This is a genomic window from Modestobacter sp. L9-4, from assembly GCF_019112525.1.
Lineage (GTDB): Bacteria > Actinomycetota > Actinomycetes > Mycobacteriales > Geodermatophilaceae > Modestobacter.
The window spans coordinates 4,132,782-4,146,008 of the sequence record NZ_CP077800.1 but is presented as its reverse complement, the minus strand read 5'-3'; the positions used below and the strand labels follow the sequence as shown (position 1 = coordinate 4,146,008).

General features: G+C 75.1%; 11 protein-coding genes. 9 read left to right on the top strand and 2 right to left on the bottom strand.

What is annotated here, in order from left to right; all coding sequences use genetic code 11:
- Positions 1-46: 46 nt before the first annotated feature.
- From hrpB to KUM42_RS19675, 6 genes are all read left to right on the top strand, one after another.
- Entirely contained in the window at positions 47-2,515 is a 2,469-nt protein-coding gene (gene hrpB, locus KUM42_RS19700) for an ATP-dependent helicase HrpB (protein ID WP_237494206.1), read from the top strand.
- A 133-nt stretch (positions 2,516-2,648) separates the two neighbouring features.
- A complete protein-coding gene (locus tag KUM42_RS19695; protein ID WP_237494205.1) occupies positions 2,649-3,218 on the top strand; it encodes a sugar O-acetyltransferase in 570 nt (189 codons plus the stop codon).
- The gene (locus KUM42_RS19690; RefSeq protein WP_237494204.1) at positions 3,215-3,796 is read left to right on the top strand and encodes a TetR/AcrR family transcriptional regulator; all 582 of its coding nucleotides are present in this window, start codon (positions 3,215-3,217) and stop codon (positions 3,794-3,796) included. The genes KUM42_RS19695 and KUM42_RS19690 overlap by 4 nt, the downstream gene beginning before the upstream one ends.
- Positions 3,793-5,001, top strand: a complete 1,209-nt coding sequence (locus KUM42_RS19685; RefSeq protein ID WP_237494203.1) for an MFS transporter — start codon at positions 3,793-3,795, stop codon at positions 4,999-5,001. The genes KUM42_RS19690 and KUM42_RS19685 overlap by 4 nt, the downstream gene beginning before the upstream one ends.
- Positions 5,002-5,058: 57 nt before the next feature.
- Positions 5,059-6,975 (top strand): 4-alpha-glucanotransferase, encoded by a 1,917-nt coding sequence (malQ, locus tag KUM42_RS19680; RefSeq protein ID WP_237494202.1) that lies wholly within the window; start codon positions 5,059-5,061, stop codon positions 6,973-6,975.
- Between the two features lie 218 nt (positions 6,976-7,193).
- Entirely contained in the window at positions 7,194-8,078 is an 885-nt protein-coding gene (locus KUM42_RS19675) for a phosphatase PAP2 family protein (protein ID WP_237494201.1), read from the top strand.
- Here the strand turns inward: KUM42_RS19675 and KUM42_RS19670 are convergent.
- Positions 8,044-8,868 (bottom strand): alpha/beta fold hydrolase, encoded by an 825-nt coding sequence (locus KUM42_RS19670; protein WP_237494200.1) that lies wholly within the window; start codon positions 8,866-8,868, stop codon positions 8,044-8,046. The genes KUM42_RS19675 and KUM42_RS19670 overlap by 35 nt on opposite strands.
- 267 nt (positions 8,869-9,135) lie before the next feature.
- On the opposite strand from KUM42_RS19670, the gene KUM42_RS19665 reads away from it, so the two are divergent.
- Positions 9,136-10,119: a helix-turn-helix domain-containing protein gene (locus KUM42_RS19665; RefSeq protein WP_237494199.1), complete on the top strand. Its 984-nt coding sequence runs from the start codon at positions 9,136-9,138 to the stop codon at positions 10,117-10,119.
- A 46-nt stretch (positions 10,120-10,165) separates the two neighbouring features.
- Positions 10,166-10,477 (top strand): hypothetical protein, encoded by a 312-nt coding sequence (locus tag KUM42_RS19660; RefSeq protein ID WP_237494198.1) that lies wholly within the window; start codon positions 10,166-10,168, stop codon positions 10,475-10,477.
- Positions 10,478-10,835: 358 nt separating this feature from the next.
- On the opposite strand, the gene KUM42_RS19655 is transcribed toward KUM42_RS19660, so the two are convergent.
- Positions 10,836-11,540, bottom strand: a complete 705-nt coding sequence (locus KUM42_RS19655) for a YitT family protein (RefSeq protein WP_237494197.1) — start codon at positions 11,538-11,540, stop codon at positions 10,836-10,838.
- Between the two features lie 62 nt (positions 11,541-11,602).
- Between KUM42_RS19655 and KUM42_RS19650 the strand changes: the two genes are divergently transcribed.
- Entirely contained in the window at positions 11,603-13,033 is a 1,431-nt protein-coding gene (locus KUM42_RS19650; RefSeq protein ID WP_237494196.1) for a PLP-dependent aminotransferase family protein, read from the top strand.
- Positions 13,034-13,227 lie beyond the last annotated feature (194 nt).

The following is a 13,227-nucleotide window of genomic DNA, read 5'->3' as shown; positions in this document are numbered from 1 at the left end:
GGCGCGAGCCGTCGGACGACGCCACCGAGTCGGTCAGACTGACCCGGTGCTGCCACCGACCGGGACGCCGGGGACCGACCTCCCCGTGCGTTCGGTCCTCCAGGACCTGGACGCCGCCCTCGACCGCGGTGGCGCCGCCGTCCTGGTCGCCCCGCCCGGCACCGGCAAGACGACGCTCGTGCCGCTCGCGCTGGCCGACCGGCTCCCCGGTCGCATCCTGGTGGCCGAGCCGCGCCGGGTCGCGGCCCGCGCCGCCGCCCGGCGGATGGCCGCCCTGCTCGGTGAGCCGGTGGGCCGCTCGGTCGGCTACAGCGTGCGCGGGGACTCCCAGCGCAGCGCCGCCACCCGGGTCGAGGTGGTCACCACCGGGCTGCTGGTGCGCCGGCTGCAGGCCGACCCGGAGCTGCCCGGCATCGACGCCGTGGTGCTCGACGAGTGCCACGAGCGCGCCCTGGACACCGACCTCGCACTGGCGTTCACCCTCGACGTCCGCGGCTCGCTGCGCCCGGAGCTGGAGCTGCTGGCCATGTCGGCGACGGCGCAGGCCGACCGGCTGGCCGAGCTGATGGGGCACGCCCCGGTCGTGGCGGCCACCGGGTCGCTGCACGACGTCGAGCCGGTGTGGTGCCCGCCCTCTCCCCCGGTCGCGCCGGCGCACGGGCTGCACGTCGACCCGCGGCTGCTGGCTGCGGTGGCCGACACCGTGCGCCGGGCGCTGGCCGAGACCAGCGGCGACGTCCTGGTCTTCCTGCCCGGCGCCGCCGAGATCGGCCGGGTCGCCGGGCTCCTGTCCGGGATCGACGCCGACGTCCGGCCGCTGCACGGTCGGCTGCCCAGCGCCGACCAGGACGCCGCGCTCACCGCCGGGCCGCGGCGACGGGTGGTGCTGTCCACCGATGTCGCCGAGACCAGCCTGACCGTCCCCGGCGTGCGCACCGTGGTCGACGCCGGGCTCGCCCGGGTGCCGCGCTACGACGTCGCCCGCGGGCTCGGCTCCCTGGTCACCGTGCGGGTGTCGCGGGCCGCCGCCACCCAGCGGGCCGGTCGCGCCGGGCGCGAGGCGCCGGGCCGGGTGTACCGGCTGTGGTCGGCCGCCGAGCACGACCGGCTGCCCGCCGCGCCCGAGCCGGAGATCGCCGTCGCCGACCTGACCGGCCTGGCGCTGGAGCTGGCCTGCTGGGGCGAGCCCGACGGCACCGGGCTGGCCCTGCCCGACACCCCGCCGGACGCCGCGTTCACCGTCGCCCGCGCCACCCTGCGCCAGCTCGGTGCGGTGGACGACGCCGGCCGGGTCACCCCGCGCGGGCGGTCGCTGACCGCGGTCGGTGCACACCCGCGGCTGGCCCGGGCGCTGCTGGACGGCACACCGCTGGTCGGCCGGCGCCGGGCCGCGGAGGTGGTCGCGCTGCTGTCCTCCGACGTCCCGTCCCGCTCCGACGACCTGGTGTCCGACTGGCGCGAGGTCCGCCGGAGCCGCGACGGGCGCTGGCGCGACGAGGTGGCCCGGCTGACCCGCGCCGCCCCGGACGCCCCGGACACCCGGCTGCCCGACGACGTCGCCGCCGGCCTGGTCGTGGGGCTGGCGCACCCCGAGTGGCTGGCACGCCGCCGCCCGGGCACCGAGCGCACCTACCTGCTGGCCGCCGGCACCGGTGCCGAGCTCGCCCCGGGCACCGCGCTGGCCGGTGCACCCTGGCTGGCCGTCGCCGCGGCCGACCGGGCGCCGGGACGACGCGACGCCCGGGTCCGCACCGCGGTCGCCGTCGACGAGGCCACCGCGCTGGAGGCCGGGGCGGCCGCGCACACCGACGGCCCGGAGGTCACCTGGCGGGACGGCGACGTCTCCGCCGCCCGCGTCGAACGGCTCGGTGCGATCGTGCTGGCCGAGCGCCCGCTGCCCGACCCCGACCCGGCCGCGGTCACCGCCGCCCTGGCCGAGGGACTGCGCCGCGAGGGCCTGGCCCTGCTGCGCTGGACGCCGGCGGCCACCGCGCTGCGCGAACGGCTCGCTGCGGCCCGTGCCGGGCTCGGCGACCCCTGGCCGGCCGTGGACGACGAGTCGCTGCTGGCCGCGCTGGGACAGGGCCCGGCGCTGTCCGGCGCCCGCAGCCGCCGCGACCTGACCCGGGTCGACGTCGTCGCCGCGCTGCGCTCCCTGCTGCCGTGGGAGCTGGCCGGCCGGCTCGACGAGCTGGTGCCCGAGCGCGTGCAGGTGCCGACCGGGTCCGCGGTGCGCGTCGACTACTCCGACCCGGATGTGCCGACGCTGTCCGCGCGCGTGCAGGAGCTGTTCGGCTGGGCTGCGGCACCGGTGGTCGCCGGCCGGCCGTTGCGGCTGCAGCTGCTCTCCCCCGCTTCCCGGGTCGTCGCCACCACCGCCGACCTGGCCGGGTTCTGGGTCACCGGCTACCCGGCCGTGCGCAGCGAGCTCCGCGGCCGGTACCCGCGCCACCCGTGGCCGGAGGACCCGGCGTCCGCCGCGCCGACCCGCCGCGCCAAGCCCCGCGGCACCTGACCGCCCGGAGCCGGTCCCCGTCGGTGCTCGGTCTTCCTGCCGCCGATCGGCGGCAATGTTGGGGATAACGGTGGTTGCGACACGCCGGTGTCCGTGTGTACGACCGTACGCATCGTTGTGTACGGTCGTACACATGACGTCCGACGAGCGCTCGATGCGCGACCGCATGCTGGCCGGCGACGCCTACATCGCCGACGACCCGGAGATCGCCCGGGACAGCACCCGCGCCCAGGCCCTCGCCCACCGCTACAACTCGATGGACCCCACCGACGGCGCCCAGCGGCGGGCCGTGCTCGAGGAGCTGCTCGGCGCGTTCGGCCCGGGCAGTGAGATCCGCGCCCCGTTCCACTGCGACTACGGCTACCAGACCACGGTCGGCGCACGGACCTTCGTCAACTTCGGGCTGGTCTGCCTCGACGTCGCCCGGGTGACCATCGGCGACGACGTGCAGATGGGCCCCGGCGTCCAGCTGCTCACCGCCACCCACCCGATCGAGCCCGGCCCCCGGCGGGACAAGTGGGAGGGCTCGCAGCCCATCACGATCTCCGACAACGTGTGGCTCGGCGGCGGCGTCATCGTCTGCCCGGGCGTGACCATCGGCGCCAACACCGTGGTCGGTGCCGGGTCCGTGGTCACGCGCGACCTGCCCGCCGACGTCGTGGCCGTGGGCAGCCCGGCCCGGGTCGTGCGGTCGATCGGGTGACCGCCGAGCTGGACCGCCCGGCCCGCCGGCACGACCCCGAACGCCGGCAGCGCATCGTCGACGCCGCCATCGGGGTCATCGCCGAGCACGGCGTCGCCGGCACCACGCACCGGCTGGTCGCCGCCGCCGCCGACGTCCCGCTGGGGTCGATGACGTACCACTTCAGCGGCCTGGAGGACCTGCTCGAGCAGGCCTTCACCGTGCACGCCGAGCGGATGGCGGTGAAGTACGAGGCGCACTTCGCCGACGTCCGCAGCCGGGACGACGTCGTCGAGGCCGTCACCGCCCTCATCCACGCCGACGCCGACGCCGACGAGCGCGACTGGGCGGTGTCCTACGAGCTGTTCCTGGCCGCCCTGCGCAACCCGGCGCTGCGCACGGTCACCGAGTCCTGGATGCGCCGCAGCCGGGGCGTGCTCGAGCGCTTCGTCGACCCGACCACGTCCCGCGGGGTCGACGGCCTCATCGAGGGCCTGGTCATGCACAAGGTCCTCTCCACCGGCCCGGTGTCCCGCGCCGAGACCGCCGAGATCATCGCCCGGGCCGTCCGGCCCACCACCGAGGGAGCAGCACAGTGACCAGCACCGACGCCCGCCGGGCACCCGGCCCGGCGCAGGTCGACGCGGCCAAGCGGGGGGTCTACGTCGCCTTCATCGGCGCCGGGTTCGCCTTCGCCAGCTGGGCCTCGCGCATCCCGCAGGTGCGCGACCGCCTCGACCTCGACCCGGCCGCCCTGGGCCTGGTGCTGCTGGCGATCGCGGCCGGCTCGGTGATCGGCCTGCCGCTGGCCGGCACGGTGATCGCCCGCCTCGGCTCGCGCCGCACGGTCGTCGTCATGTCCCTGTCGCTGGCCGCGGCGCTGGGCGTGGTCGCCGCAGGCTCGGTCACCGGGGTCGCCGTCCTGGTGACCGGGCTGTTCGTGATGGGCCTGGCCAACGGCGCCTGGGACGTGGCGATGAACGTGCAGGGCGCGGTGGTCGAGCGGCACCTGGGCCGGGCCACGATGTCCCGCTTCCACGCCGGCTTCAGCCTCGGCACCGTCGCCGGCGCGCTGCTGGGCGCGGCGATGGTGCACCTGGGCGTGGGGGTGCCGGCACACCTGGCCGGTGTCGCGGTGCTGATCGCCGTGGTCGTGCCGGTCTCCGTCCGCGGCTTCGTCAGCGACGTCCACGTCGACGCCGACGGCGCCCCGGCGCCGAAGGGCAGCGCGCTCACCGCCTGGCGCGAGCCGCGCACCTGGCTGATCGGCGTCGTGGTCATGGCCTTCTCCTTCGCCGAGGGCACCGCCAACGACTGGCTGGGGGTGGCGCTCATCGACGACCACGGGACCTCCGAGACCGCCGGCACGCTCGGTTTCGCGCTGTTCCTGACCGCGATGACCGTCGCCCGCTGGTTCGGTGGGTCCGTGCTGGACCGGTACGGGCGGGTGCAGGTCATCCGGGGCCTGGCCGGGCTGGCCGTCGTCGGGCTGCTGCTGTTCGTCTTCGGCTCTCCCCAGCTCGCCTTCGTCGGCGCCCTGCTGTGGGGCGCGGGTGCCTCGCTGGGCTTCCCGACCGGGATGAGCGCCGCCGCCGACGAGCCCGCCGCCGCGGCCGCCCGGGTCAGCGTCGTCGCCTCGATCGGCTACTGCGCCTTCCTGGCCGGCCCGCCGCTGATCGGTCTGCTCGGCCAGCAGGTCACCGTGCTGCGCGCGCTCACCGTGGTCGCCGTCCTGCTCGGCGTCGCCGCGCTGGTGGCCGGCGCCCTCAAGCCGCCGGCGGGCAGCGACCCGACGCCGGTGTGACGGTCCGCGCAGCCGCTCCACCGGGCAGAACACGCCGGGACCGTCGAGGATCGGGGCGTGACGAGCACCGACCCGAAGCCGAAGCCCACGACCGACGCCTGGGGCATCGACGCCAGTTGGCTCGACGCCTTCGACGAGGAGCACCACGTCGCCCCCGCGACGATCGACCGCCTCCGGGAGGTCATCGGCACCCCGCCGGCCGACCTGCTGGACCGGGCGCCGATCGTCGCCCGCCCCGGCGACGCCCTGGAGGTCGAGGCCGGGGACGTCGAGTGCGAGGACGGGACGACGCGGCACGTCGACGGCGTGCTGCCCGCGGACTTCCCGCTGGGCTACCACCGGCTGCGCACCCCCGAGGGCCGCACCCGCTCGTTGATCGTCTCCCCCGGCCGCTGCTGGCTGCCCGAGGACTGGCGCGCCTGGGGCTGGGCCGTGCAGCTGTACGCGACCCGCGGCCGGGGCAGCTGGGGCATCGGCGACCTCGGCGACCTGCGCACCGTGCGCGGGTTCGCCCAGGCCCAGGGTGCCGGCTTCGTGCTGGTCAACCCGCTGCACGCGGTCGCCCCCACGCCGGAGCAGGAGGCCAGCCCCTACCTGCCGGCCACCCGCCGCTTCCGCAACCCCGTCTACCTGCGCATCGCCGACGTCCCGGGCTCGGACGCCGTCGACGTCGAGGCCGACGCCGGGCGGGCGCTGAACGACGGCGAGCTGATCGACCGCGACGCCGTCTGGGCGCTCAAGCGCCGGGTGCTGCAGCGGGTCTTCGACGCCGGGTTCGACGAGGCACCCTTCCGCACCTGGTGGTGGGACCAGGGCCAGCCGCTCATGGACTGGGCCACCTGGTGTGCGGTCGCCGACGAGCACGGCCCCGACTGGCACACCTGGCCCGCCGCCCTGCAGGACCCGCAGGGCGAGGGCGTCGCCACCTTCGCGAAGGCCCACGAGCAGGAGATCGCCTTCCACGCCTGGCTGCAGTGGCAGCTGGACGTGCAGCTGCGCGCGGCCGCCGAGGGCGTCACCGTGATCCAGGACCTCCCGATCGGTGTCGCCGGTGGCGGCGCGGACGCGTGGGCCTGGCAGGGCGTGCTCGCCCAGGGCGTGAGCGTCGGCGCCCCGCCGGACGCCTTCAACGCCCTCGGTCAGGACTGGGGCTCCCCGCCGCTGGTGCCCTGGCGCCTGCAGGACGCCGACTACGAGCCCTTCATCCAGTCGATCCGGGCCACCATGGCCGGTGCCGGCGGGCTGCGGGTCGACCACGTGATGGGCCTGTTCCGGCTGTGGTGGGTGCCTTCGGACGGCTCGGCCGCCGACGGCGCCTACGTGCGCTACCCGTACGAGGACATGCTCGACATCGTCGCGCTGGAGAGCCACCGCGCGAAGGCGATCGTGGTCGGTGAGGACCTCGGCACCGTCGAGGACGGCGTCCGGGAGGCCATGGCCGAGCACGGCATCCTGAGCTACCGCCTGCTGTGGTTCGAGGACGACGCCCCCACCGAGTGGCCGGCCGAGGCGATGGCCGCGATCACCACCCACGACTTGCCGACCGTGGCCGGGCTGTGGACCGGGTCGGACATCGCCGAGCAGCGCGAGCACTCCCTGGGCACCGACGCCGACCTGGAGCGTGGGCGCAGCTCGCTGCTGGAGCACCTCGCCGGGCTCGCCGAGGACGCCACCCCGACCGAGGCGGTGCTGGAGGCCCACCGCCGCCTGTCCACCGCGCCGTCGGTGCTGCTGTCGGCGACGCTGGACGACGCCCTGGCCGAGGAGCGCCGGCCGAACATGCCGGGGGCGAACGAGCGGCCGAACTGGTGCCTGCCGCTGCCGGTGGCCACCGAGGACCTGGCTGCGCACGCCGGTGTCCAGGCGGTGGCCGGGGTGCTCGCCGAGGGGCTGCAGCCCGCGCCGGTCACGAGCAAGCACAAGGTCAAGGACGCCAAGCAGGGCAAGAGCGGCGGGAAGAGCAGGAAGAAGTGAGGTCGGCGCGGGAGACCGCGCCGACCGGAGGGCGTCGCCGGGGCATGCCCGGCCCCGGCGACCAGTCCCCCACGCGACCCGTCCGGACGGAGCTCCCCCCGGACGGGTGACCGCGCTGTTCCCTGACTCACCTCCCGGAAGCCGATGATCAACTCACCGGTTGCCGCCCGTGGGTCGATCGGCTGCCCGGCCGGTCTCGGGGCGGAGCGAGGGACGACGTGGCGATCGTCAGGCAGGCGGGGACGGCGCACCGGCACCGCTGGGGCATCTGCCCGGTGGCCCTGCGGGAGACGGCCCTGGTGCTGGCGATGCTGTTCGCCTACACCCGCATCCGGCTGGTGGCCAGCGACGACAGATCGGTCGCCGAGGGCCACGCCCGCGACGTCCTGTCGGTGGAGCGGTGGCTGCACCTGGACGTCGAGTCGACCCTGAACCGGGTCCTGGGCGCGCTGCCGCCGCTGGAGGTGGCCGCGTCCTACTGGTACGCGGCGCTGCACTACACGGTGACGCCGCTGGCGCTGGTCCTGCTCTACCGCTCCCGGCCGGCGGAGTACCGCCGGCTGCGGACGGCGCTGGTGCTGGCCACGGCGGTCGCGCTGATCGGCTACGTCACCTTCCCGACCGCACCGCCCCGGCTGGTCGGCGGCTACACCGACACGCTGGCCGCGACGTCCTCGGTGGGCTGGTGGGGTGCGGAGGGCTCGGCGGTGCGCGGCGCCGGCGGCGCGGTCAACCAGTTCGCCGCGATGCCCTCGATGCACGTCGGGTGGGCGCTGTGGTGCGGCCTGGTGTTCTGGCGGCTGGCCCGGACGCGCCGGCAGCGGGCGCTGGCTGCCGCCTACGCGCCGGTGACGGCGCTGGTCGTGGTGTCCACCGCCAACCACTGGGTGCTCGACGTGGTCGTCGGGGCCCTGCTGATGACGGCGGCCTGGGTGGCGGTGCAGCCCCGGACCCGGCGCCGCACCCCGGCCGCCGTCCCGGGCGTGCGGGCCGTCGTCCCGGTGCCGCGGTCCGGTACGGCCCCGCTGCCGCCGGCCGTGGCGACCGGCGGCAGCGGGGCCGCGGACGTCAGCTCTGCAGAAACGCCAGCAGGTCCGCGTTGATCGTGGCGGCCTCGGTGGTCGGCATGCCGTGCGGGAAGCCGGCGTAGGTCTTCAGCGTCCCGTTCTGCACCAGCTCGGCCGACAGCGGGCCGGAGTCGGCGTAGGGCACGACCTGGTCGTCGTCACCGTGCATGACCAGCACCGGCACCGTGATCTTCTTCAGGTCGTCGGTGAAGTCGGTCTGGGAGAAGGCCACGACGCCGTCGTAGTGGGCCTTGGCGCCGCCCATCATCCCCTGGCGCCACCAGTTCTGGATCACGGCCTCCTGCGGCTCCCGGTCGGGCCGGTTGAAGCCGTAGAACGCCGTCGCGGGCAGGTCGCGGTAGAAGTTCGAGCGGTTGGTGGCCACCTGCTCCTGGATGCCGTCGAAGACGCTCTTGGGCAGCCCGCCGGGGTTGGACTCGGTCTGCACCATGATCGGCGGCACCGCGCTGATCAGCACCGCCTTGGACACGCGGTCCTCACCGTGCCGGGCGATGTGGTGAGCCACCTCGCCGCCACCGGTGGAGTGGCCGACGTGCACGGCGTCGTGCAGGTCCAGGTGCGCGACGACCGCGGCGAGGTCGTCGGCGTAGTGGTCCATGTCGTGGCCGTCGGCGACCTGGGTCGAGCGGCCGTGGCCACGGCGGTCGTGGGCGACGACCCGGTAGCCGTGGGCCAGGAAGAACATCAGCTGGGCGTCCCAGTCGTCGCTCGACAGCGGCCAGCCGTGGCTGAAGACGATCGGCTGACCGGTGCCCCAGTCCTTGTAGAAGATCTCGACGCCGTCGGTGGTGGTGACGAAGGGCATGGTGCTGCTCCGTTGCTCGGGGCGGGTGCGACGCGTTCGGTCGCGCTGGACATGGCCCGGCCCGCCGCCTCGCGGGCTGGCCGGACCGCACCGACGCTAGGGCGCACCGGCCGGCACCGGGTGTGCTCTCCGTGCCAGGACCCGGACCCTGCCTGCCCATCGCGATCGGGCGCACCGGGAGGGGGTGCCTTGTCACCGGACGGACCGACCCACCACGATCGACGGGGTCAGGGCAGCGCCGCCGCGGACCCGTCCGGAGAGCTCCCCATGGTCACGCTGGTCGACACCGACCTCCTCGCACCGTCCGAGCGCCGTCCGTCCACGATCGGCGCGCTGCTGGAGGAGGCGATCGGCTCCCGCGTCCGCTTCCCGGGGCGCCGTCCGCCGTCGCGGTCACACGTGGAGGCCTGGGACCTGGGCGGGCTGACCGTCACACGCGCCGAGCACACCGGTGGGCTCGAGCTCACCCGGTCCGCCCGGCAGGCCAGGGAGGACACCGAGCCGCTGCTGTCCTTCGCCGTCCACGAGGTGGGCCGGGTGCTGCAGGACCACCTCGAGGGCCGCCGGGTCGTGCCGGTCGGCGGCCTCACGCTGACCGACGTCTCCTCGCCGTGGACCTACCGCTGGGCCGACCACGGGGTGTGCCGGTCGCTGCAGGTGCCCGTCGCCCGGCTCGGGCTGTCGGTCGACGTCGTCCGGCAGGCACTCCCGCAGGTCCGCCGGAGCCCGCTGTACGGGCTGGTCAGCGCCCACCTCGAGCAGGTGACCCGGGACGCCGAACGGCTGGCGACCGAGCCGATGGTGCACTCGCTGGCCTCGGCGACGGTCGACCTCACCCGGGCGCTGCTCGCCTCTGCCGTCGGCGCGGGCCCGACGACGGCGGACGCGAACGCGGAGACGGTGCTGAGCCAGGTGCGCAGCTACGTGCGCCAGCACCTCACCGAGCCCGACCTCGACGCCGAAGGGGTCGCCGCAGCCCTGGCCGTCTCGGTGCGCCAGCTCTACCGGCTGTGTGCCACGGCCGGGTTCAGCCTGGAGCAGTGGGTGATTGACCAGCGACTGGAGGGCGCCCGCGCCGAGCTGGCCGACCCCGGCAGCCGTGGCCGGTCGATCGCGGCGGTGGCGCGGCGCTGGGGGTTCACCGACGCGTCCTACTTCAGCCGCCGGTTCCGGCAGGCGTACGGGACCACCCCGCGGGAGTGGCGGCTCAGCGGGCCCGTCGCGCTGCCCGTGCCGCGCCCCGGGAGCTGAGCCCGTCCGTCGAACACGTGTTCGATCGGCATGAGAGCATCACCCGGTGGCCGGAGGGATGAACCGTGGGCAGCACGGCATCTCGCTGGCCGACCGCGCCGCGCGCTCCGGGGTCCCCGCGCCGCCGTCCGAGCCCGAGCCCCGGCCGGCTCCCCGCCGCCCCGCCGGGGACGGCTCCGGGCGGCACTGCTGGGTGCACGACCCGCCCGACGCCCCCGGCACCTGGCCGGGCCTGCTGGTCGAGTGGCGCCAGCAGGAGGACGGCTGGCACGGTCGGGTCGCCTACGCCGTCCCCGGCGTGCACGGCCCGGTGCTGGTCGAGGCGTGGCTGCCCGCCGACCAGCTGAAGCAGGGCTGACCGCCCGGCGCCCCCTGCTGCCACTCGGTCCCTCGGTCCGGCCGAGGCCGTCGGACGTGCACGCCAGCCCCTCGATGTCCACGTCGGCTCGCTCGGGACCAAGCCGGTTCGCAGAGCTTCCCTGACCGACGCCCGGCGGGTGCTGGCCGAGGCGGAGGTCGCCGACCCCCAGGGTCACGCGGAGGCGCGGCGCGCCGGGTGGAACTCGGCCGATCTGAAGGCTGTCGGCCAGGGCTGACCCCGGCGCCCAGATCGGCGGTGCGCCCGGCGGTGGATCGGTCAGCCCGGCTGCGGGCCGGTCGGCGTCGAGGGGACGAACATGCTGCCTGCGCCACGACTCGAGGGGTCGCGAAGCGGTCTATCCCGACGTCGAACCCGGCGTGGACCCGGTGGGGAGAGCCGGGTCAGAGAGCCGGGCGGGCGGCACGAGGCGGACGACGAGGCGCGGGAGGAAGCGCTGGACGAGGGGCCCGATGGACAACGCGTAGAGAAGCGTGCCGAGCCCGACCGTGCCACCGAGAGCGAACCCGACGCCGACCACCGCGAGTTCCTGCACGGTGCGGACGAGCCGGATCGACAGTCCGCTACGACGGGAGATCCCTGTCATCAGGCCGTCGCGCGGGCCGGGACCGAGTTGCGCCCCGATGTACATGGCGCTGGCGAGCCCGTTGAGCACGATGCCGAGCACGAGGAGCAGCGCGCGCAGCCAGAGTTCGGAGGGGCGAGTGAGCACCGAGAGGATGACGTCGGAGGTCACGCCGATGACCAGGACATTGGCGATCGTGCCGACCCCGGGGGCCTGCCGCAGCGGGATCCAGGCGAGCAGGACCACCAAGCTGACGATGGTCACGACGGCCCCGAAACTGAGCGGGAGGTGACCGGTGAGGCCGTAGTGGAAGACGTCCCACGGGTCGAGTCCCAGGGCGCCGCGGATCATCATGGCCATCGAGACGCCGTAGAGGACGAGACCGGCGAGCAGCTGGCTGAGCCGGCGTGGCAGTCGGCCGGCGCGCAGCTGGGCGCCTGGGCCGAGGTCGGCCAGCACCGTCGAAGTGGTCGGCATGCGCCCAAGTCTGTCCTGTAGTGGCCTGGTGGATGAGAGCCAATGCGGGAACAGTGGCCTGCATGAACCGCACCTTGTCAGGGCCGCGAACCGCCACCCTGCTCGGTGACTTCCCCACGTCCCCCGCCTACCAGGGTCTGGCCGACGGCTTGCGCCGGCTGATCGCCGACGGTCGGATCCCGCTCGGCACCCGGCTGCCGAGCGAGCGTGACCTCACGGCCGCCCTCGGAGTCAGCCGGACGACGGTGACCCGGGCCTATCAGCTGCTCCGGGAGGCCGGCTATGCCAGCGCGCGGCAGGGCTCGGGAACACTGGCGGCGCTCCCGGTTGCTCGGGGTCACCGCGGCGACCACCTGCTCACGCCCGCTGAAGGTGGCGGTGACGACCTCGACCTGACGTGCGCGGCCACCGTCGCGCCGGCCGGGATGTCGGCGGCCTACGAGGCGGCCGTGGCCGAGCTGTCGTCCTACCTGGGTGGCAACGGCTACTTCCCCTCTGGACTGCCGGCGCTGCGGGAGGCGCTGGCCGCCCGCTTCACGGCCCGGGGGTTGCCGACCTCCCCGTCGCAGATCATCGTGACGGCCGGCGCCCTCGGCGGCCTGGCCATCGCGGCACGGGCGGTGACCGCCATGGGGGACCGGGTGCTCATGGAGAGCCCGACCTACCCGAACGCGATCGCCACCCTGCAGCACGCGGGATGCCGGATCGCCGGCGTGGACGTCGACGTGCACGGCTGGGACGTCGCCTCGATGGCCGCCGCCCTGCGCCAGGTCGCCCCGCGAGCGGTCTATCTGATCCCGGACTTCCAGCACCCGACCGGCGCTCTGATGCCCTCGGAGCAACGGGCCGAGCTCGGTGCTGCCCTGCGCGCCTCCCGGACCGCGGCGCTCATCGACGAGTCGATGGTCGACGTACCACTGGAGGAACAGACGATGCCGGCCCCCCTCGGCTGCTTCGTGGCCGACAGCATCACCATCGGCAGCGCGAGCAAGAGCTTCTGGGGTGGCCTGCGGATCGGGTGGCTCCGCGTCCCTGACCCCCGCTCCGCCACGGTCATCGCGGCGCGGCTCTCGCTGGACCTCGGTGCCCCAGTCCTCGAGCAGCTCGTCCTGCTGCAGCTGCTCGCCGCGGAGGACGAGATCATGACCTGGCGACGAGCCCAGCTGCGGGCGTCCCGAGACACCCTCGTGGCGGCGCTACGGGCCGAGCTGCCGTCCTGGACCGTGACCCCGCCCCGCGGCGGGCTCGCGATCTGGGCCGAGCTCCCCGAACCCGTGTCCTCCACCCTGACCTCCGTCGCCGAGCGACACGGCCTCCTGCTGGCCTCGGGACCGTCGTTCGCGCCCGAGGGCGGACTGGAGCGCCACCTGAGACTGCCCTACGCGCTTCCCCCTGCGTCCCTGATCGAGGCAGTCCGTCGCCTCCGGCTCGCCTGGGACGAGACCCTCACGAACGGCACCCAGCACCCGGTCCGACGCACCCTCGTGGCGTAGCTCGGCGAGCGGCCCTGGGCCGTGGTGGAACGTCTCAGTCGGCGTGATCGTCGCTTTCGACGTCGACTTCACCCGGCGGACCACAGGACACCGGGCGAGCAGCGGCAACGTCGAGCTGTAACGCTTCGTCGACGGCCGGAATCGCCCGCATCGACGTCTACCACCAAGACGCGGGCGCGGTCGGTGAGCTGGTC

Excerpts from the sequence above, each read along its gene's own strand:
- KUM42_RS19695 (WP_237494205.1), top strand. The coding sequence starts at position 2,649 with ATGACGTCCGACGAGCGCTCGATGCGCGACCGCATGCTGGCCGGCGAC.
- KUM42_RS19670 (WP_237494200.1), bottom strand. The coding sequence starts at position 8,868 with ATGCCCTTCGTCACCACCACCGACGGCGTCGAGATCTTCTACAAGGAC.
- KUM42_RS19665 (WP_237494199.1), top strand. The coding sequence starts at position 9,136 with ATGGTCACGCTGGTCGACACCGACCTCCTCGCACCGTCCGAGCGCCGT.
- KUM42_RS19655 (WP_237494197.1), bottom strand. The coding sequence starts at position 11,540 with ATGCCGACCACTTCGACGGTGCTGGCCGACCTCGGCCCAGGCGCCCAG.
- KUM42_RS19650 (WP_237494196.1), top strand. The coding sequence starts at position 11,603 with ATGAACCGCACCTTGTCAGGGCCGCGAACCGCCACCCTGCTCGGTGAC.